Consider the following 19,339-nt stretch of genomic DNA (forward strand, 5'->3'; position numbering starts at 1 on the left):
GCATGGCCATGAACGTCCGCTTCTCCGACGAGGAAACCGAGCAGCTCCGTGACCGTGCCCGGGCCGAGGGACGCTCGATGGGCGAGGTCACGCGGGCTGCGGTGCGGGAGTACCTGCAGCGGCACGGCCACCAGGACCGGGTCGCCGAGGTCCTGGCCGATCTGGCCCCGCGCCGGAGTGAGCTGCTGCGCCGGCTGGGCGAGGCGTGACCGAGTACCTCACGCTCGACTCCCTCCTGCAGGTCGCCGAGGCCGCCATCGACGGTCAGGTCCAGGTCCGCGACCACGGGCTGCTCGAATCCGCCGTCGCCCGGCCACGGGCCACGGTCTTCGGCGCCGACGCGTACCCGACCCTCGCGGAGAAGGCGGCTGCGCTGCTGGAGTCGCTGGTGCGCAACCACGCGCTCGTGGACGGGAACAAGCGGCTCGGCTGGCTCGCGACGGAGACCTTCCTCGCGCTCAACGGCGTGCGGGTGGGAGCCGACGACGATCCGATCTTCGAACTCGTCATCGGAGTGGCCGAGGGGCGGTTCTCCGGAGTTCCCGCTCTGGCCGAGGCCCTCGCCGATCTCACGGAACCCGGCGCGAGCCGGTAGCGGATCTCCCGCCACCATCGGCCTGCTCCATCGCGGGCGTCCAGGCACACAGCGGGCCTGAGGAGCGCTGCCGGGCGCACCGCTTAGGGTGTGCGGTGTGCGTGACCTCGTGGAGATCGGGATGGGCCGGGAGGCCCGTCGTGCGTACGACCTCGACCAGATCGAGATCGTCCCGTCGCGGCGGACCCGCAGCTCGAAGGCGGTGTCGACCGCGTGGCAGCTGGACGCCTACCGGTTCGACATCCCGCTGATGACCCACCCGACCGACGCCGTGGTGTCGCCGTCGTCGGCGGTGCGGATCAGCGAGCTCGGTGGGCTGGGCGTGCTGAACGCCGAGGGCATCTGGGCCCGGCACGCGGACGCCGAGGGCGCCATGGCGAAGGTGATCGAGGCCGCGACCGGCGACGAGCCCGACTCCGCGCTCGCGGTGCTGCAGGAGCTCCAGCAGGCACCGATCCAGAACGACCTGATCGTCGAGGCGCTGCGCCCGCTGCGCGACGGCTCGCACACGGTCGCCGCCCGGGTGAGCCCGCAACGGGCCCGTGAGCTCACCCCCGCGCTGCTCGCCGCCGGCGTCGAGGTGCTGATCGTCCAGGGGACGATCATCTCCGCCGAGCACGTCTCGAACGACGAGCCTCTCAACCTCAAGGACTTCATCAACGACCTCGACGTCCCGGTGGTCGCCGGCGGGGTCGGTGACTACCGCACCGCGCTGCACCTGATGCGCACCGGTGCCGCCGGTGTGATCGTCGGCTACGGCCAGTCCACCGCCACCACCACCGACGACGTGCTCGGCGTCGGCGTGCCGATGGCGACCGCGATCGTCGACGCCGCCGCGGCGCGGCGGGACTACCTCGACGAGACCGGCGGCCGGTACGTGCACGTGATCGCCGACGGCGGGATCGGCACCTCCGGCGACATCGCCCGCGCCATGGCCTGCGGCGCGGACGCCGTCATGCTCGGCGAGCAGCTCGCCGAGGCGACCGAGGCGCCGGCCGGTGGGCTGTACTGGACGTCGTCGGCCGCGCACCCGTCGCTGCCGCGGTCGGAGATCACCGGGCTGGCCCGGTCCGGGCGGTCGCTGGAGCAGGTCCTGTTCGGACCGACCGACAGCCCGTACGGCACCACGAACCTGTTCGGGGCGCTGCGGCGGGCGATGGCGAAGACGGGGTACTCGGATCTCAAGGAGTTCCAGCGGGTGGGGTTGAACCTGCGAACCTGACTTCGACGAAGTCGACAATCTTAGAGGTTCAATAGCGTCGAGGTCCCGATTGAGCCGCCAAGATTGGGTTCATGGAGTCTCTGCCGAAGCGGTAGCGCACCTCATGGCTGACGGTCGGTGTCGAGTCGGTGTGCGTGGTCGACGTTCCTCCCATCCGCAGCGGATTCGTCCAGACGAGTTCCGGTCGGGTGCTCGTGCGCGCTGGTCCGACGAACCGCGCTGTCATCGGCGAGGATCTCGTTGCTTTCGTGACCGAACGTTCCACCGTGCCGACGGAGGACCGGGTGGTTGCCGACGCGACATTCGACGATCTGGACGAGGAGGTCGTCCGGGTATTCCTCCGTTCCCGTCTCTCCCGGAACAGGGTCGACCTCCGCACCGGCCTGAGGGATCTCGGCTTCCTGAACGAAGGGCGGCCGACACTCGCCTGCGTTCTGTTGTTCGGCAAGGAGCCCCGGTCGAACCGTCGCCGGTACGGGATCGATCTGCTGCGGTTCGAGGGCCGGGCGGCTGACAAACATGTCCTCCGGGACCGCCGTCAGATGGACGGCCGTCTGCCCGACCTCGTCGACATCGCGGATCGGGCGGTGTACGAGACGATGCGCCGGGACGCCGTCGTTCGCGGCATGATCCGGGAGGAGGTCCCGGAGTATCCGCCGGTGGCGATCCGGGAGGCGTTGCTCAATGCGGTCGGGCACCGGGACTACTCGGAAGCGGGTTCCGCGATCCAGATCCGGATCTTCGACGACCGCGTCGAGATCGAGTCACCCGGCGCGCTGCCAGGGCCGGTGACGATCGACAATCTCAAGGAGGCCCAGTACAGCCGGAACGCTCGGTTGATGGACACCTTCCACGAACTCGATCTCGTCGAGGAGGCGGGTGAGGGGATTGGTCGCATCTTCGATGCGATGGACGAGGCGCTCCTCGAGGCGCCGGTCTTCGTGGAGACGGCCGGTGGTTTCGTCGTGCAGTTGGGCGGAGGTGGAGCCCTCCGGGCCGAGGACCGGTTGTGGCTGCAGAGCCTGCACGACCTTCCTCCTGGACCTCACGGACGAGTGGCTCTCGTCCAGGCTCGGAATCGGGGTTCCGTCTCGAACGAGGCGTTGCGCGCGGCACGGGCGATGACCTCGGCGGAGGCGCGCGAGACGCTGCACACCCTTGTCGTCCGTGGACACCTGGCAGCGCGCGGGACCGGGCGGGGCACCTACTACGTACTCGACGGCCGCGCTGCCGACGAGGACAGCTCCACATCCCCGACCGATCGGATGACGGCTGTCGTGTCTCACGCCCGGCGGGTCGGCGCCGTTGCGAATCGGGACGTGCGCGGACTGCTGGGCATCTCGCGGGTCGAGGCGTTGGGCCTGCTCGATCGAGCCGTCGCGGCAGGTCTGCTGGTGGCCGAGGGAAATCGGCGTGCCCGACGGTACCTCCCGGCCCCGCCTCAACGGTCGTGAGCTGTGGCCGGTGTGCGACACCGCGTCTCTGGCTCAGGCCGTCTGTATCGCGCCCGTGACCGCCCCGACGAACTCCACCGCCCGCTCCCGCAGCCCGGCCCGTCGCTCGTCGACGGTCGTGCCCGGGGTCGGCTTGAGCGCAGCGGTGGCCGTCTCCACCCGCACGTGCTGCGCGCACGCGAGGTCGGCACAGATGTAGGTGCCGACGGTGTCGCCCTGACGTCCGGCGGCGCCCTTGCGTGGCGCGGCGAACAGCGCCACCCCGCCCACCGTGTGCGTGGTCCGGCAGAGCGCGCACATCGCGGCCGCCCGGGCGCCGCCGGCCGAGGAGCGCAGCCCGATCCCGACCGGGCCGTCGTCGGTCGGCACGAGCAGCGCGCCGCGTTCCGGTGCCTTCGGGTCGAGCCACCCGTGGACGTCGTCGAGCTGGTCGGGATCGAGGTCGCGGACCCAGGCGGGCAGGGTCATCCGGTTCGCCTCGCCTTTGGACACGTTGGTCATGGCGCGGCGGATCCGGGTCTCGTTCGTGCTGGTCACGTGCGCCCACGGTAGCGGCGCCGTCGAGCCCGGTCGAACGGATTCCACCGGGGGGTACGGTCGCCGTCGGAGGAGCGAGGGGAGTGCAGCCGTGAGCAGTCCGACCGCCGGGGCCGCGATGGGCGGCGGCCGTGCCTTCGTCGACGCCACGGGAACGCCGGTACCGCTGCGTGGGCCGATCCGGCAGGTCGTCGCGACCGATCCCGATGTCGGCGCCTTGTTGCTCGAGCTCGGCGCCCGGGTCGTCGGCTGCGCCGGCGTGCTCGACGGCGTCGACCCGGTCGGCCCGGACCGTGCACCGGACCTGGCCGCGGTGTCCGCGCTCCGGCCGGACGCGATCATCACCGGGATCTCCGGCGGACGGCACGATCTCGCGGAGGCCGCCCTGCTCGGGCGGTTGCAACAGGTCGCCGCGGTGATCGCGGTCGACCTGGGCCGGCGGGCCGCCGCCGCGGCGGACCTGCGCGCGCTGCTCGGCCCGGTGCAGCCACCCCCGCACCGCTCCCGCGGCCGCCACGAGGACTGAACGCGATCCGGTTCGGAGAACGCGCTCCCGATCGGAACCGCGTTCTCCGAACCGGATCGCGGACGGCGCCTGGTCAGATCGTGGCGCCGCGGATCGCGCGGACGCCGACGGTCAGCCCGACGGCGGCCGTCGCCACCGCGGCGGCGAAGCCCCACCCGACGGCCGGGTCGGCCAGGGTCCCGGCGAACAGCACCCGTTCGGCGTCGACGATGTAGGTCAGCGGGTTCACCATCGACGCGATCCGCATCCACTCCGGACCGGTCTCCAGCGGCAGCATCATCCCGGAGAGGATCAGCAGCGGGAACAGCAGCGACTGCTGCACCGCCCAGAAGATCCACTCGGTCTTCCGGGCCGCGATCGCGAGCGCATAGGACAGCGCGCCCACCCCGACCCCGAAGATCCCCAGCAGGACGAGCCCGACGAGCACGTGCAGCGGGTACAGCGCGAACCCGAACGGCACCGCGACGAGCGTGACGATCGCGGCCTGCACGACCAGCGGGGTCAGCTCCTTCAGCGCCCGGCCGACCATCAGCGAGGGCCGGGACAGCGGTGTCGCGAGCATCCGCTCGAAGGCCCCGGTCATGATCTCGAACTGCAGGTTCGCGCCGGTCATCGACGTCCCGAACATCGTGATCATCACGACGACGCCGGGCAGGAACCACTGCAGTGACGACCCGCCGAACGCCCCGGCGTCGCCCGCGATCCCGGACAGCAGCGGTCCGAACAGACCCAGGAAGACCAGCGGCTGGAGCAGCGAGAAGATCAGCGAGAACGGGTCCCGGACGATCGTCAGCGTCTCCCGCCACCAGACGTTGCGGATGTCGGTGAGCACGCCGGTCGCCCGGGTGCCGGTCGTCGTCCCGGCGGCTGCCACGGCGGTCATCAGGCTTCTCCTTCGCGCAGGCTGCGGCCGGTGAGGTGCAGGAAGACGTCGTCGAGGGTGGGGCGGCGGGACTCGGCGGCCAGCGCGTCGACGCCGGCGTCGCGCAGCCGGGCGAGCAGGCCGGGCAGCGCGTGCGCGGCCGCCGGGACGCCGACGGTCAGTGCGCGGCCGTCCGGTGTGGCCCGCTCCTCGACGGCGGCGGCGTCCGGATCGGAGGTCGGGACCGCCCCGCCACCGCCTCCCGGTGACGGCGGCGTGCCCGCACCGGCGAGCACCGGGACCGCCGCGGCGGCGAGCACCCGGCGGGCCGCCGCGACGTCGTCCGGCCGGACGGTGACGGTCAGCCGGTCACCGGCCTGCTCGGCCTTGAGCCGCTCCGCGGTGTCGTCGGCGATCACCCGGCCGTGGTCGATGATCACCACGCGCTCGGCCATCGCGTCGGCCTCGTCGAGGTAGTGCGTGGTGAGGACGATCGTCGTGCCGTGCTCGGCGCGGACCCGCAGGATGTGCTCCCACAGGTTGGCGCGGTTCTGCGGGTCCATCCCGGTCGAGGGCTCGTCCAGGAACAGCAGCCGCGGGGAGTGGATCAGTCCGAGCGCGATGTCGAGGCGGCGCTTCTGCCCGCCGGAGAGCGTGCTGACCTTCCGCAGTGCCAGCCGTTCCAGGTCCAGTGTCCGCAGGAGACGGTCCGCGGCCTCGATCGACGCGGTCTTCGCCAGGCCGTAGAAGCGGCCCTGCAGCACCAGCTCGTCGCGGACCCGGTAGTTGTGCCCGGCACCGTCCTTCTGTCCGATGTAGCCGATCCGGCGGCGTACCTCCGCCGGATGTGCGGCGACGTCGAGGCCGGCGACCTCGGCGCGCCCGGAGCTGGGCGGCAGCAGGCTGGTGAGCATCCGCAGCGTCGTCGACTTCCCCGCGCCGTTGGGGCCGAGGAACGCGACCAGCTCGCCCTCGCCGACGTCGAGGTCGATGCCCCTTACCGCCTCGACGGTCTCGCGCCCGACCCGGAAGTGCCGGGTCAGGGATTCGGTGTGGATCAACGAAGCTCCTCTTCTCGTACGCTGTACCGAGTACGGAAGCGATAGGGTACGCCGTACGGAGAAGGAACGCGAAGGAGATCCGTGACCGAGCAGGAGCAGTGGGGGACGCCCGAGGGGCAGGCGATGATCGAGCTCCTCTGGGACCCGCCCGCGCCGGCCCGCCGCGGGCCACGCCAGAAGCTCAGCCTCGACGAGGTGGTCGAGGCCGGGATGGCCGTCGCCGCCCGGTCGGTCGACGAGCTGTCGATGCGCAAGGTCGCCCAGCATCTCGGGGTCGGGGCGATGAGCCTCTACACCTACGTGCCGGGCCGTGACGAGCTGTTCGAGCTGATGATCGACCGGGCATGGGCGGACCGGGCGCTGCCCGACCGGGACCTGCCGTGGCGGGCGCAGGCCGGGTTCCACGCGCACGAGGCCTGGCGGATGTACCGCGAGCACCCGTGGCTGATCAGCTCCAACCTGTGGCGGATGCCGCTGGGGCCGCACGTGCTCGACGTCCAGGAGGACCTCTACCGGGTCGTCGCGCTGACCGGGCTGGACCCGGCGACCGTCGTGCGGTCGGCCGGGCTGATCGAGTCGCACGTCTTCGGTGCGGCCCGCGCGCAGATCACCGACACCAGCGTCGCGTCCCGGACCGGCGCGTCCCGGGACGACTACTACTCGGCGCGTGCGGGTTTCTGGGGCAGCTACTACTCCGAGGAGCGGTTCCCGACGATGCTGCGGCTCTGGAACGCCGGCGGGTTCGACGACGACGACCCGGCCGACGACTGGGAGTTCGGCCTCGGCCTGATCCTCGACGGCATCGAGCGCCTGGCGGCACCGCCGGCCTGACCCGCCCGTTCGCGAGGCGGCACAGCGGAGCGGGGGCCGGGTGGCCTGTGTCTCGTGGTTACGCTGGTCGTCGTGCAGACCCCGACCGTCCTCGTCGTCGACTACGGCGCCCAGTACGCGCAGCTCATCGCCCGCCGCGTGCGCGAGGCCGACGTCTACTCCGAGATCGTCCCCGCGTCCACGCCGGTGTCCGACATCGTCGCGCGCGAGCCCGCCGCGGTGATCCTCTCCGGCGGCCCGGCCAGCGTGTACGCCGACGGCGCCCCGGCCGTCGACCCGGCCCTGTTCGAGGCCGGCATCCCGGTCTTCGGCATGTGCTACGGCTTCCAGGCGATGGCCCGCGCGCTCGGCGGCGAGGTCGCGCACGACGGGACCCGGGAGTACGGCCGCACCGAGGTCACCCTCACCGGCACCCCCGGCGCGCTGCACGACGGGCTGCCCACCCGGCACGCGGTGTGGATGAGCCACGGCGACTCGGTCACCGCCGCGCCCGCGGGCTTCACGGTGACGGCGTCGTCGGACCGGGTCGCGGTCGCCGCGTTCGAGGACACCGACCGGCGGCTGGCCGGCGTGCAGTACCACCCGGAGGTCGGCCACTCGCCGCACGGCCAGGAGGTGCTGCGCCGGTTCCTGCACGACGTCGCGGGCATCACCCCGAGCTGGACGACGGCGTCGATCATCGACGAGACCGTCGCGGCGATCCGGGCCCAGGTCGGCGACGGCCACGCGATCTGCGGGCTCTCCGGCGGGGTGGACTCCGCGGTCGCCGCCGCGCTCGTCCAGCGGGCCATCGGGGAACGGCTGACCTGCGTGTTCGTCGACCACGGGCTGCTGCGGGCCGGTGAGCGCGAGCAGGTCGAGAAGGACTTCGTCGCCGCGACCGGGGCGAACCTGCACACCGTCGACGTCGCCGGCCGGTTCCTCGACGCGCTCGCCGGGGTGACCGACCCCGAGGAGAAGCGCAAGGTCATCGGCCGGGAGTTCATCCGGGTCTTCGAGGCCGCGACCGCCGAGGTCGTCGCCGACCATCACGTCGGTTTCCTGGTGCAGGGCACGCTCTACCCGGACGTCGTGGAGTCCGGCGGCGGCGACGGCACAGCGGTGATCAAGAGCCACCACAACGTCGGCGGCCTGCCCGACGACATCGAGTTCGCCCTGGTCGAGCCGCTGCGCGCGCTGTTCAAGGACGAGGTCCGCACGGTCGGCGCCGAGCTGGGCCTGCCCGAGGTGATCGTGCGCCGGCAGCCGTTCCCCGGTCCCGGCCTGGGCATCCGGATCATCGGCGAGGTCACGCACGACCGGCTGGAGACGCTGCGCGCCGCGGACGCGATCGCCCGCGAGGAGCTCACCGCGGCGGGCCTGGACCACGACATCTGGCAGTGCCCGGTGGTGCTGCTCGCCGACGTGCGCTCGGTCGGAGTGCAGGGCGACGGCCGTACCTACGGCCACCCGGTCGTCCTGCGTCCGGTCAGCTCCGAGGACGCGATGACCGCGGACTGGACCCGGCTACCGTACGACGTGCTGGAGCGGATCTCGACCCGGATCACCAACGAGGTCTCCGAGGTCAACCGGGTGGTGCTGGACGTGACCAGCAAGCCGCCGGGCACCATCGAGTGGGAGTGATCCCACCCCGCACCCAGGAGAGGGCGGGGCCGATGACCGGCCCCGCCCCATCGGGCCCGCTGCCGCGCGGGCTCCTGCGGACGCCCGCGGTGCTCCCCAGCCCGCGACGTCCGTGGTCCTAGTCCTGTCTGCGGGCGTGCCGCAGGCTCGCCACCAGGAACGCGATGCCGGCCAGGACCGCGGCCCCGGCGAGCACCCAGCGCAGGTCGACGACCGTGAGCAGGTCGCTGCCGGTGATCCCGAGGACGGCGACCAGCAGGGACAGCAGCCCCGCGATCAGCGCGACCGCATCCGGCCGCCTCGTGGTCCTATCCACGGTGCACCTCCACGCTGCCCATCTCCGTCCGCAGGTCGAGCTCCAGCACCCGGCCGCCGGGCCCGTCCGGGCCGGGGTCGGTGACGTCGAGCCGCACGTCGCGCCCGGACTGCGACTGCCCGTCGACGGTCACGTTCCCGTAGCCGGCCTCCCCGCGGACGACGACGTCGGCGTCGCGCGGCACCGTCACGCTCGCGCCGCCGATCCCCACCTCGATCCGGCTGCGGACCGGCCCGTCCGCACCCGGGGTGGGCGTGAGGTCGACCTGACGCAGGTCCAGGTCCACCCAGCCCGTTCCGCGCTGGTACTGCGGCGCGACGGCGGCCGCGTTCGCCGGGGCCTCGACGACCGCGCCGACGCCGCCCCGGGTCGCCCAGCCGTCGGGCCCGAGCGCGCCGTTCGCCAGCGACGTGAGCCCCGTGGCCAGGGCGAGCACCAGGGCGAACGGGATCAGCCAGCGGCCGGCCCTGCGGAACGCGCCGACCAGCAACCCGATCCCGACGACGGCCAGCGCGGCGCCCGGCACCGCGGACGGCGGCACCGCGCCCGGCGCGGCCAGTACGACCACCCCGACCATGCCCGCCACGACGAGCGCGGCGGCCAGCGTGACCGGTGTCAGCTTCGACCGTGGCACGGGTGGCGGGGCGGGTTCGGGCCCCGGCTCGGGAAGGTCCCAGGCGAACGGGGCGGCGCCCAGCGGGTCCCAGGCCGGCGGGGTGCGCTCGGGGACGGGCGGGACCGCGGCCTGCTGCGTCGTCCCGTCCGGCGCGACCCACGGCGGCGCCGGGGTCGGTGCGACGGCCGCCTCCCGGGCCCCGGGCCGGGAGCCGCGGGTGATGTGCAGCGCGACCAGCAGTCCGACGGTCACGACCGTGGCGATGAGGCGCTCGGCGGCGAACACCAGCGGGATCGCCAGCAGGACGGCCAGCGAGAGCAGCACGATCGACAGTGCCGAGGACGCGGTCCCCCGGCGGCACGGTGCGGCCGCGCCGGGCGGGCCGGCGTCCGGCAGCACCGCGCACCCGGCGAGGTAGAGCGGCAGCCCGGGGCCGGCGATCGTGGCGACGACGAACGCGATCCGCACCAGGGTCGGGTCGATCTCGTAGCGTCGCGCGATCGCGGCGGCGACCCCGGCCAGCTTCCGGTCGTCACGCGGCCGCAGGGGCCGGGACTCCCACATGTCGCGCAGGGTGTCCATGCCCTGCACCCCGGTGTCGGGGCTCCGCGTTCCGTTCATGCCGATCAGCCTGCCCGCTCGGGGTGACCGGGGGGGTCAGGGTGAACCCGGAGGCGACCCCCGAACCGGACCGGAGGGGGAGAGCGCCGGAGCGTGTGACGATGGAGGGCGTGAACAGGACCGATCCGCCCGCCCGTGGCCCGGCGGCACCCGCCGAGCCGTGGTGGGTGCGCCCGCGCACGGACGGGGATCCCGGCGCGACCGTTCCGGTGTCGCGCGCCGAGGCGCCGGCCGACGGTGCCGGTGGTGGTGGTCGTGCGGGTGGCGGCTCGGCTCCGGCCGCCGGTGCGGAGCCGGGGGCGGGTGCACCCGCGGACCCGGGGTCGCCGCACCCGCACGGGCCGCCCGCCGCGGACGCCGCCGCCGGGCAGTCCGCGACCACCCGCCTGCCGGCCCGTCCCACGCTCACCCGGCGCCGGTCGGGACGGATGCTCGGCGGCGTCGCGGGCGGGGTGGCCGACCACCTGGGTGTGGACGTCCGCTGGGTCCGGGCCGCGTTCGTGGCCCTGACCTTCGTCGGATGGGCCGGCATCCTGGCCTACGCGCTGCTGTGGGTGTTCGTCCGGCAGGAGAGTGCCCCGGTCGACCGGACGGTGAGCCGGGCGGAGCAGCTGCAGGCGCTCGGCCTGCTCACCCTCGGGATCGGGCTCTCGCTGGTCGCGGCGACCTCGGGTTCGGTGGTGCTCGGCTGGATCGCGGGCCCGCTGGGCCTGGCCACGGTCGGTGCCGCCGTCGTCTGGCGGGAGGCCGACGAGGCGCAACGCCGCCGGTGGGCGCGGGACGCGCGGACCCGCGTCGTCGGCGGGCGTGCCGCGCTGCTGCGCAGCCTGCTCGGCGCCGGGTTGGTCGCGACCGGGCTGGCCGTGTTCCTGGTCGGCAACCTCGACCTGGGCCAGGTCCGGTTCGGGTTGCTCGCCGCGCTGGCGACCCTGCTGGGGGTGGCGGTGCTGACCGTCCCGTGGTGGGTGCGGCTGGTGCGCGACCTCGGCGAGGAACGACGGGCCCGCGCGGTCGAGGCGGAGCGGATGGAGATCGCCGCCCACCTGCACGACTCGGTGCTGCAGACCCTCGCGCTGATCCAGCGCCAGGCGGGGGACCAGCGCGAGGTGCAGCGGCTGGCCCGCGGGCAGGAACGCGAGCTGCGGTCCTGGCTCTACGGCCCGGGTGGGCGGGCCCGCGGTGGCGACGGCGTCGCCACCGGCACCGACACGACGCTGGCCGCCGCGATCACCCGGGTCGCGGCCGAGGTCGAGGACACCTACGCCGTCGCCGTCGGACCGGTCCTGGTCGGCGACGCCGAGCTCGACGCCGACCTGCGTGCCCTGGTGCTGGCGGCGCGCGAGGCGATGGTGAACGCGGCGAAGCACTCGGGGGCGTCCGAGGTGGACGTCTACGTCGAGGTCGAGCCGGCCGCCGAGGGTGAGCCGGGGACCGCCGAGGTGTTCGTCCGGGACCGGGGACGCGGATTCGACCCGGACGCCGTCGACGGCGACCGGCACGGCCTGGCGGACTCCGTCCACGCCCGGATGGAACGGCACGGCGGTACGGTCCGGCTGCGCACCGGTGCCGGCGAGGGGACCGAGGTGCGGCTGTCGATGCCGCTGGCACAGGAGGGGACGTCATGACCGAGACCGCCGACACCGAGGGGCGGACCGATATCCGGGTCTACCTGGTCGACGACCACGCGCTGTTCCGGTCCGGCGTGCGGGCCGAGCTGGACCGGGGCGACGGGCGCTCGCCGGTGCTCGAGGTCGTCGGCGAGGCGGGGTCGGTGGACGAGGCCGTGGCCGGTGTCGGGCACCTGGCGCCCGACGTCGTGCTGCTGGACGTGCACATGCCCGGTGGCGGTGGAGCGGAGGTGCTGCGCCGGGCCCGGGCAGCCGGGACCGAGTCGGTGTTCCTGGCGCTGTCGGTGTCCGACGCCGCCGAGGACGTGATCAGCGTGATCCGGTCCGGGGCCCGCGGCTACGTCACGAAGACGATCTCGGGCCGGGAGCTCGCGGACGCCGTCCGCCGGGTCCGCGCCGGCGACGCGGTGTTCTCGCCCCGGCTGGCCGGGTTCGTGCTGGACGCGTTCTCCGACCGGCCGGGGGCGGCGCCGCCGGTGGACCCGGAGGTGGACCAGCTCACCAAGCGGGAGCGCGACGTGCTGCGCCTGCTGGCCCGCGGGTACGCCTACAAGGAGATCGCGGGGGAGCTGTTCATCTCGGTGAAGACGGTGGAGACCCACGTGTCGAGCGTGCTGCGCAAGACGCAGACGTCGAACCGGCACGAGCTGTCCCGCTGGGCTACCGACAGGAGGCTCGTGTAGGTCGCGCAGCGACCGGAGCGGGCCGGAAGGAGCATCGGTACCGACAGGAGGCTCGTGTAGGTCGCGCAGCGACCGGAGCGGGCCGGAAGGAGTATCGGCACCGACAGGAGGCTCGTGTAGGTCGCGCCGCCCCTGCAGACGCACCTCGGGGCCGGAGCCGGATCAGTTGTTGGACTGGAACAGCGAGCCGGGGGCGTCGACGACCCCGCCGACCAGGCCACCGACCGGCTCGGTCACGCCGGAGGCGAGGTCCGCGACGGGCTCGGTGGTGTCGGAGAGCGTCTCGCCGACCGGCTCGGTGACCGACGACGTCACGGACTCCACCGGCGCGGTGACGTCGCCGACGGTCTCGCCGACCGGCTCGGTGACGTCGGCGACCACGTCGGTGACGGGGGCAGTGACGCCCTCCGTGGCCTCGGTGACCGGGGCTGCGACGTCGGTGACGGTCTGGCCGACGAGCGGCAGGGCCCGGGTCTCGTCGTCGCCGGTCGAGTCCTCGTCGTCGTCCGAGGCGCCCTGCGCCGAGGAGGTGTCCAGCAGCGAGGTGACGGGCTCGGCGGCCCGCAGCACCGGGCCGGTGAGCGGCTCCGTGGCGCTCAGGACCGGCTCGGTGACCGGGGACAGCGCACCCAGGACCGGTGTGGTGACCGGCTCCAGGGTGTCGGCCACCGGCTGGGTGAGCGGCTGCGCGGCGGCGGTCACGGGCGAGAGTGCGCCGGTCACCGGGCTCACGGTCCCGCCGACGAGGTCGCCCACCGGGGCGGTGGCGACCGCGACCGGGGCCACGACCCCGCCGACGCCGTCGCCGACCGGGCGGACGGACTCGGTGACGTCCTGCACCGGGCCGGTGCTGGTCCCGCCCGCGGACGGGCCGGGCGCGGTGACCGGGTCGAGCAGGTTGCCGGCCGGAGCGCGGTCCGGGTTGTTGATCGCCGCGACGACGGGCAGCTCACCGAGCGGCGAGCCCGTGCCGGTGGAGCCGCCGGCCGGCGCGGTGGCGACCGCGGCCAGGGCGTTCTGGACGCTCTGGGCGGGCGCCGGAGCGGGCGCGGTGGTCCCGGTGCCGGTGTCCGAGATGGGTCCGGCTCCGGTGGAGACCTCGCGGAGCGTGCCGGCCGCGGAGCCGGAGCCCTGCTGCTGGCCGAACGCGACGCCCATCCAGTCGCCGGCCCCGGGGGCGGTCTCGGGCAGCTCGGGCAGCGGCGTCGACAGGGCGACGTTCGCGGGCAGGTACTGCGCCGGCAGCGCGCCGGCCGGGTCGGCGGCGGGCAGGCCGACACCGGGGAAGAGCCCGTCCGCGGCGGCCTGGGCCTCGGAGTCGTGCGAGGCCGCGCCGTTGTAGAGGGCCGCGCCGAAGACCGACCCGGCGGCGACGAGGGCGCCCGCGACGGCGCCTGCCCGGCGGCGGCCGGAGGCGGGCCGGACCGGCCACTCCTGGGCGGCACCGGCGCCGGTGGCGCGCGGCTGCGGGAGGTCGATGTCCGGCCAGCCGCCCGGGGTGCCCGCGGAGACGGCGGCGGTCGGCACGGCCACGGTGGGGCCGGTGGGCACGGCGGGTGCGCGGCCCTCGCGACGCAGCAGGTCGCCGACGGACAGGACCTGGCCGGTCGCCGGGCCGGCGGCCTCACGGGCCTGCTGCGCGGACGACGAGTGACGGGCCAGCAGTTCGGCGACGCTCACTGCCTCTCGGTGCCCTGCGGCGCCGGGGGCGCCGGGGAGCGGGGCGCCGGCGGGGGTGTCGGTCACGACCGCACGTCCTCCTTCGGGGATCGTTACCCGAGAAGGTGTACCGGATGGCGCAAAGATCACCAAGTGGTCACTGTCCGCTCGTCGCGCATCATCCGAACGAGTGATTTCCGCTCATCGGCCGTAACCGACCGTTCGCCCCATTCGTTCGCGGTTCAGGCAACCTGTCCGTGATGCCGTGCGGCCGGAAGTCGCAGGTCGGGCTCCGAGCGCGCCCACGCCCGGTCACCGGGCGGGCGCCGGAGGCGAATCGGCGAACGGTCACCGGGCGATCGCGGGCGTGTCGCGCTCACCACGCGTGACGCCGAACCGGCGTCCGGGGGGTCGGCCGCCACCCGCAGTGATCAGCGCCCGTCCGTCACCGTCACGCCACCGCGGTGTCATCGCCCGCCCAGCCGCCCGCGGCCGAGGCGGAGCAGCATCATCGCGAGCTCGCGTCCCTCGGGGCCCAGCGCGTGGAACCGGTCCAGCACGGCCATCTCGCGGCTGTAGACGATCCGCGGCCCCCCGGCGGCCATCCGTGCGGCGCCGATCCGCTTGGACACCTCGGTCCGGCGCAGGATCGCGTCGAGGATCTCGGCGTCGAGCCGGTCGATCTCCCCGCGCAAGACGTCGATGTCGGCGTCCGCGTCGGTCCGCACGGTGTCGGTGTGGGCCGGGCCGGGGGTCTCCGGTGCGGGGTTCTCCGGGGGATCCGCGGGTGCGGGGCCGGCGTGGGTCACGGTCATGGTCTCCTCGTCTCGATCGGGCGGTCGGGGCCGCGGACCGAGGACATGCGAACGCCCCGGGTCCGTGGACTCCGGGGCGTGTCGGTCGGGCTGCGCTCAGGCTGGGCGCTGCACGGGTGCCGGAGTCCGGTACCCGTAGCGAAATCGCCTGGTGCTGCGCATGCGGTGGAGTGTGCCACATCCGGCGCCATGTCGTCGTCGCCCAGCGGGCCGGTGGCGGGCCCTCGATCCCGGGCCGGGTGCTGCTGCCTCGGCCCTCGACCGCCGGGCCTCGGGACTGTCGGACCCCGGCGGTACCGTGTTCGACACGATGAGTGCGCTGTTCGAACTCCCCGGGACCGGCTCGCTGCCCGAGCCGCGGACCTCGCGCGGCCGTGCGCTGCTCGAGGGCCTCAACGACCGTCAGCGCGAGGCGGTGACCCACGCCGGGACCCCACTGCTCATCGTGGCGGGCGCCGGGTCGGGCAAGACCCGCGTCCTCACCCACCGGATCGGCTGGCTGCTCGCCGAACGCGACGTGCACCCCGGCGAGATCATGTCGATCACCTTCACCAACAAGGCCGCGGCCGAGATGAAGGAGCGGGTCGACGCACTGGTCGGCCGGCGGTCCGGGCCGATGTGGGTGTCGACGTTCCACTCCATGTGCGTGCGGATCCTGCGCCGCGAGGCCAAGCACCTCGGGGTGCGCAGCGCGTTCTCGGTCTATGACGCCGACGACACCCGCCGGCTGGTCGGGATCGTCGGACGGGACCTGGAGCTGGACCCGAAGAAGTTCGCGCCGCGCGCGCTGGCCGCGCAGATCTCGAACCTGAAGAACGAGCTCCTCGGCCCGGACGACGCGGCGGCCCGCGCCGGCACCGACCACGAGCGCCGGATCGCCGAGGTCTACGGCGTCTACCAGGCCCGGCTGCGGCAGGCGAACGCGTTCGACTTCGACGACCTGATCATGGAGACGGTCTCGCTGCTCGACCGGATGCCCGCGGTCGCCGAGTACTACCGCCGCCGGTTCCGGCACGTCCTGGTCGACGAGTACCAGGACACCAACCACGCGCAGTACGAGCTGGTCCGGCAGCTGGTGCTGCCGGCCACGGAGAAGGCCTCGCCGGCCGAGCTGTGCGTGGTCGGGGACTCCGACCAGTCGATCTACGCCTTCCGCGGCGCGAACATCCGCAACATCGTCGAGTTCGAGCAGGACTTCCCGGACGCGCGCACGATCCTGCTCGAGCAGAACTACCGCTCCACCCAGACCGTGCTGTCCGCGGCGAACGCGGTGATCGCCCGCAACCCCGAGCGGCGGGACAAGCGGCTGTGGTCGGACTCCGGTGACGGCGAGAAACTGGTCGGCTACGTCGCCGACAACGAGCACGACGAGGCGTCGTTCGTCGCCCGCGAGATCGACCGGCTGGTCGACTCCGGCGAGTACCGGAACTCCGACATCGCGGTCTTCTACCGCACCAACAACCAGTCCCGGGTGTTCGAGGACGTGTTCCTCCGCGTCGGGATGCCGTACAAGGTGGTCGGCGGCGTCCGGTTCTACGAGCGCCGCGAGATCCGGGACGCGCTGGCCTACCTGCGGGTGCTGTCCAACCCGGAGGACACGGTCAGCCTGCGCCGCATCCTCAACGTGCCCAAGCGCGGCATCGGGGACCGGGCCGAGGCGGTCGTCGCCGAGTACGCCGAGCGGGAGCGGACCTCGTTCGCCCGGGCGTTGCGCACCGCCGCCGAGGAGCCCGCGAAGCTGCCCGCACTGGCCACCCGCTCGCAGCGCAACATCGCCGGCTTCGTGCGGATGCTCGACGAGCTCGGCGAGCTGGTGGAGCGCGGCGACGACACCGCCGAGATCCTGGAGGCGGTCTACGCGCGCAGCGGGTACACCGACGAGCTGCAGGCCTCCGAGGACCCGCAGGACGGCACCCGGATGGACAACCTCGCCGAGCTGGTCACCGTGGCCCGCGAGTTCGCCGGGGACGCGGCCGTCGCCGACCTGGCGTCGCCGGACGGCGGCACCGACGGCGGGGCGATCGGGTCCGGTGAGGCGCCCGCTGTAGACGTCCCGGACTACGCCGCCCAGGATGCCGACGACGGCTCCCCGGCGCCGGGCTCGCTGGCGGCGTTCCTCGAGCGCGTCGCGCTCGTCGCCGACGCCGACTCGATCCCGGACGACGACTCCGGCGTGGTCACCCTGATGACCCTGCACACCGCGAAGGGCCTGGAGTTCCCGGTCGTGTTCCTGACCGGCTGGGAAGACGGGATCTTCCCGCACCTGCGCACGCTCGGGGACCCGAAGGAGCTGGCCGAGGAGCGCCGGCTCGCCTACGTCGGGATCACCCGTGCCGAGCAGCGCCTCTACGTGTCCCGGGCGATCGTCCGGTCGGCGTTCGGCCAGCCGAGCACCAACCCGGCGTCCCGGTTCCTGGACGAGGTGCCGCCCGACCTCGTCGAGTGGCGCCGTACCGAGGCCCAGCTCGCGGCCGAGCGGCCGTCGGCCCCGGTGGGCCGGTTCGGCTTCGGCCGGCGCAGCACCGCCACCGACCGGGGCGACTGGAAGGTGCCGGAGCGGTCGCTGAACAACCAGTCGCTGCAGCTCGACGTCGGCGACCGGGTCAACCACGACAAGTACGGCCTGGGCACGGTGATCGCCTCGGACGGCGTCGGGCCGCGGGCCACGGTCACGATCGACTTCGGCAGCGGTGGGACGGTGCGGCTGATGCTGATCGGCGGCGTGCCGATGCAGAAGCTGTAGCTCTCAGTCGTCGTCGAGCTCGTCTCCGGGGTCGTCGTCCCGGTCCGGGTTCGCGGCCTCGGCGGGGGTGAGCACCTCGACCGAGCCGAACACGCTCGAGACCCCGACATCGATGGTGCGGGCCGCGGCGCCGGTGCAGGCCGTCGGGCACTCGGTGGAGCTGAACAGGGTGAACCCGCCGAGCTGGGCCCGCTCGCCGTCGGGCACGACGACCCGGACCGACCCGAACAGCACGCCCGACCGGACCTGGTCCGCGCCCGGCGCGACGCCGACGGTGCGCGACCCGAACACGGTGACGCCGTCGGAGAACAGCTGCGGGGCGCCCCAGACCGCCGCGGCGACCAGCACCACCGCGCCGATCGCACCGCCGACACGCCGGCCGGCGGCCGCGGCGAAATCCCCGGCCCGCGACGGCGCTCGCTCGGTGGACAGCGCCGGCGCGGCCGTGCGCTCGTCGGCCGGGTCGGGTGGCAGGTCCCGGGTCAGCGGTTCCAGGTCGGTGCGGGTCCGGGCCTCCCAGGCACTCGCCGAGCGCTCCTCGTACTCCTCGAGGGACAGCCGGCCGTCGCCGTGTGCCCGTTGCAGCCGGGCGTCGACCGCCCGACGCTCGTCGTCGGAGATCCGGTAGTCCCCCTCGGCGCTCACCCGGACAGTGTGTCGGGTTCGTGCCGCCGCGCGAAGGACGGGTCAGGCGTTGCGGCCGCGGGTGGCGTCGGTGAGGTCCAGGCCGCGCTCGGCCAGGTACGGCAGCGGGTTGGTCTTGGTGCCGTCGGCGGTCCAGACCTCGAAGTGCAGGTGCGGGCCGGTGGACTGGCCGCGGTTGCCGACCTCGGCGATCTCGTCGCCGGCCTTCACCTGCTGACCCACCTCGACGAACGACCGGTTGATGTGCCCGTAGACGGTGCTGGTGCCGTCCGGGTGCTCCAGGACCACCCACATCCCGAAGCCGCTGGCCGCACCGGACTTCACGACCTTGCCGTCGGTGAGGGCGAAGATCGGGGTGCCGATCGGGGCGGCCAGGTCGATGCCCTGGTGCTGCACACCCCAGCGGGCGCCGAAGCCGGAGGTGAACCGGCCCTCGGTCGGCATCACGAGTGCCTCGTCGTTGTACAGGACGGCCTGCGGGGCGCCGTGCGACATCGCGGTGGAGATCGCGCGCTCGACCTTGGCAGCCTCCTCGCCGAGCCGGGCCGCCTTGGTGATGCTGGCGACGTCGACCTCGGCGGTCTGGTCCAGGTCGGGCAGCGACGCCGGTTGCGCGAGCTGCTCGCCGCCGATCGCGGAGGTCACGGCGGGGGCCGTGGTATCCGCGCGCGTCTCGGTAGCCACCGGGAGCATCGCCGAGGCGGCGAGGGCGGCGTAGTCGTCCTCCACGGTCGGCAGGGCTCCGCCGAGACCGGGGACGCCGAGCGCGCCGGCGACCGTCTGGCCGGCGGCGACGAGCGCGCCGCCGGCCGCCGCGGCGACCGTCATGCGGACACGCCGCGCCGACGGCGGAGGCGCCGGGAGCCGGTGCGGGCTCGCGGGAGCCATCACGCCGGGGGACG

Annotated in this window: 19 protein-coding genes; 10 read left to right on the plus strand and 9 right to left on the minus strand. The window is 73.9% G+C overall.

Going from position 1 to position 19,339, the window contains the following annotated elements; translation table 11 throughout:
- Positions 1-2 precede the first annotated feature (2 nt).
- The 4 genes from WIS52_RS09080 to WIS52_RS09095 all read left to right on the plus strand — a co-directional run bounded on the left by WIS52_RS09080 (position 3) and on the right by WIS52_RS09095 (position 3,271).
- On the plus strand, positions 3-209 hold the full coding sequence (locus WIS52_RS09080; RefSeq protein WP_349297683.1) for a ribbon-helix-helix protein, CopG family: 207 nt from the start codon (positions 3-5) through the stop codon (positions 207-209).
- Positions 206-595 (plus strand): type II toxin-antitoxin system death-on-curing family toxin, encoded by a 390-nt coding sequence (locus tag WIS52_RS09085; RefSeq protein WP_349297684.1) that lies wholly within the window; start codon positions 206-208, stop codon positions 593-595. Before WIS52_RS09080 ends, WIS52_RS09085 begins: the two co-directional genes overlap by 4 nt.
- Before the next feature lie 97 nt (positions 596-692).
- On the plus strand, positions 693-1,817 hold the full coding sequence (locus WIS52_RS09090; protein ID WP_349297685.1) for a GuaB3 family IMP dehydrogenase-related protein: 1,125 nt from the start codon (positions 693-695) through the stop codon (positions 1,815-1,817).
- A gap of 134 nt (positions 1,818-1,951) precedes the next feature.
- Complete coding sequence (locus WIS52_RS09095; protein ID WP_349297686.1) at positions 1,952-3,271, plus strand: ATP-binding protein; 1,320 nt, start codon at positions 1,952-1,954, stop codon at positions 3,269-3,271.
- A gap of 33 nt (positions 3,272-3,304) precedes the next feature.
- Here the strand turns inward: WIS52_RS09095 and WIS52_RS09100 are convergent, their stop codons facing one another.
- Positions 3,305-3,808, minus strand: coding sequence for an FBP domain-containing protein (locus WIS52_RS09100; protein WP_349297687.1), 504 nt, complete (start codon positions 3,806-3,808; stop codon positions 3,305-3,307).
- A 91-nt stretch (positions 3,809-3,899) separates the two neighbouring features.
- On the opposite strand from WIS52_RS09100, the gene WIS52_RS09105 reads away from it, so the two are divergent.
- Positions 3,900-4,334, plus strand: a complete 435-nt coding sequence (locus WIS52_RS09105) for a TroA family protein (protein WP_349297688.1) — start codon at positions 3,900-3,902, stop codon at positions 4,332-4,334.
- A 73-nt stretch (positions 4,335-4,407) separates the two neighbouring features.
- On the opposite strand, the gene WIS52_RS09110 is transcribed toward WIS52_RS09105, so the two are convergent.
- Together WIS52_RS09110 and WIS52_RS09115 are read right to left on the minus strand one after the other, a co-directional pair.
- Positions 4,408-5,217 carry an ABC transporter permease gene (locus tag WIS52_RS09110; protein ID WP_349297689.1) on the minus strand — a complete coding sequence of 270 codons (810 nt, stop codon included), beginning with the start codon at positions 5,215-5,217 and terminating at the stop codon, positions 4,408-4,410.
- On the minus strand, positions 5,217-6,257 hold the full coding sequence (locus WIS52_RS09115; protein WP_349297690.1) for an ABC transporter ATP-binding protein: 1,041 nt from the start codon (positions 6,255-6,257) through the stop codon (positions 5,217-5,219). Before WIS52_RS09115 ends, WIS52_RS09110 begins: the two co-directional genes overlap by 1 nt.
- An 81-nt stretch (positions 6,258-6,338) precedes the next feature.
- Between WIS52_RS09115 and WIS52_RS09120 the strand changes: the two genes are divergently transcribed.
- Positions 6,339-7,088 (plus strand): TetR/AcrR family transcriptional regulator, encoded by a 750-nt coding sequence (locus WIS52_RS09120; protein ID WP_349297691.1) that lies wholly within the window; start codon positions 6,339-6,341, stop codon positions 7,086-7,088.
- A 72-nt stretch (positions 7,089-7,160) separates the two neighbouring features.
- Positions 7,161-8,711, plus strand: a complete 1,551-nt coding sequence (gene guaA / locus WIS52_RS09125) for a glutamine-hydrolyzing GMP synthase (protein WP_349297692.1) — start codon at positions 7,161-7,163, stop codon at positions 8,709-8,711.
- Positions 8,712-8,829: 118 nt separating this feature from the next.
- Here guaA and WIS52_RS09130 read toward each other — a convergent pair whose 3' ends face one another.
- Both WIS52_RS09130 and WIS52_RS09135 read right to left on the minus strand, forming a co-directional pair.
- Positions 8,830-9,027, minus strand: coding sequence for a hypothetical protein (locus WIS52_RS09130; protein WP_349297693.1), 198 nt, complete (start codon positions 9,025-9,027; stop codon positions 8,830-8,832).
- Positions 9,020-10,264, minus strand: coding sequence for a PspC domain-containing protein (locus tag WIS52_RS09135; protein ID WP_349297694.1), 1,245 nt, complete (start codon positions 10,262-10,264; stop codon positions 9,020-9,022). The genes WIS52_RS09130 and WIS52_RS09135 overlap by 8 nt, the downstream gene beginning before the upstream one ends.
- A 110-nt stretch (positions 10,265-10,374) precedes the next feature.
- On the opposite strand from WIS52_RS09135, the gene WIS52_RS09140 reads away from it, so the two are divergent.
- Positions 10,375-11,889 (plus strand): ATP-binding protein, encoded by a 1,515-nt coding sequence (locus WIS52_RS09140; RefSeq protein WP_379611046.1) that lies wholly within the window; start codon positions 10,375-10,377, stop codon positions 11,887-11,889.
- Positions 11,886-12,575: a response regulator transcription factor gene (locus WIS52_RS09145; protein WP_349297695.1), complete on the plus strand. Its 690-nt coding sequence runs from the start codon at positions 11,886-11,888 to the stop codon at positions 12,573-12,575. Before WIS52_RS09140 ends, WIS52_RS09145 begins: the two co-directional genes overlap by 4 nt.
- 162 nt (positions 12,576-12,737) lie before the next feature.
- Here WIS52_RS09145 and WIS52_RS09150 read toward each other — a convergent pair whose 3' ends face one another.
- Both WIS52_RS09150 and WIS52_RS09155 read right to left on the minus strand, forming a co-directional pair.
- Complete coding sequence (locus WIS52_RS09150) at positions 12,738-14,321, minus strand: hypothetical protein (RefSeq protein ID WP_349297696.1); 1,584 nt, start codon at positions 14,319-14,321, stop codon at positions 12,738-12,740.
- 380 nt (positions 14,322-14,701) lie between these two features.
- Positions 14,702-15,049, minus strand: a complete 348-nt coding sequence (locus tag WIS52_RS09155; RefSeq protein ID WP_349297697.1) for a chorismate mutase — start codon at positions 15,047-15,049, stop codon at positions 14,702-14,704.
- A 310-nt stretch (positions 15,050-15,359) separates the two neighbouring features.
- On the opposite strand from WIS52_RS09155, the gene WIS52_RS09160 reads away from it, so the two are divergent.
- Positions 15,360-17,792, plus strand: a complete 2,433-nt coding sequence (locus WIS52_RS09160) for a UvrD-helicase domain-containing protein (protein ID WP_349297698.1) — start codon at positions 15,360-15,362, stop codon at positions 17,790-17,792.
- Positions 17,793-17,795: 3 nt separating this feature from the next.
- Here WIS52_RS09160 and WIS52_RS09165 read toward each other — a convergent pair whose 3' ends face one another.
- Together WIS52_RS09165 and WIS52_RS09170 are read right to left on the minus strand one after the other, a co-directional pair.
- Positions 17,796-18,437, minus strand: a complete 642-nt coding sequence (locus tag WIS52_RS09165; RefSeq protein WP_349297699.1) for a DUF1707 SHOCT-like domain-containing protein — start codon at positions 18,435-18,437, stop codon at positions 17,796-17,798.
- A gap of 42 nt (positions 18,438-18,479) precedes the next feature.
- The gene (locus WIS52_RS09170; protein WP_349297700.1) at positions 18,480-19,265 is read right to left on the minus strand and encodes a M23 family metallopeptidase; all 786 of its coding nucleotides are present in this window, start codon (positions 19,263-19,265) and stop codon (positions 18,480-18,482) included.
- Positions 19,266-19,339 lie beyond the last annotated feature (74 nt).

This window comes from Pseudonocardia nematodicida (assembly GCF_040105385.1).
Taxonomy (GTDB): domain Bacteria; phylum Actinomycetota; class Actinomycetes; order Mycobacteriales; family Pseudonocardiaceae; genus Pseudonocardia; species Pseudonocardia nematodicida.

Coding starts and splice junctions, on each gene's coding strand:
- WIS52_RS09080 (WP_349297683.1), top strand. CDS start 3: ATGGCCATGAACGTCCGCTTCTCCGACGAGGAAACCGAGCAGCTCCGT.
- WIS52_RS09110 (WP_349297689.1), bottom strand. CDS start 5,217: ATGACCGCCGTGGCAGCCGCCGGGACGACGACCGGCACCCGGGCGACC.
- WIS52_RS09135 (WP_349297694.1), bottom strand. CDS start 10,264: ATGAACGGAACGCGGAGCCCCGACACCGGGGTGCAGGGCATGGACACC.
- WIS52_RS09145 (WP_349297695.1), top strand. CDS start 11,886: ATGACCGAGACCGCCGACACCGAGGGGCGGACCGATATCCGGGTCTAC.
- WIS52_RS09155 (WP_349297697.1), bottom strand. CDS start 15,049: ATGACCGTGACCCACGCCGGCCCCGCACCCGCGGATCCCCCGGAGAAC.
- WIS52_RS09160 (WP_349297698.1), top strand. CDS start 15,360: ATGAGTGCGCTGTTCGAACTCCCCGGGACCGGCTCGCTGCCCGAGCCG.
- WIS52_RS09170 (WP_349297700.1), bottom strand. CDS start 19,265: ATGACGGTCGCCGCGGCGGCCGGCGGCGCGCTCGTCGCCGCCGGCCAG.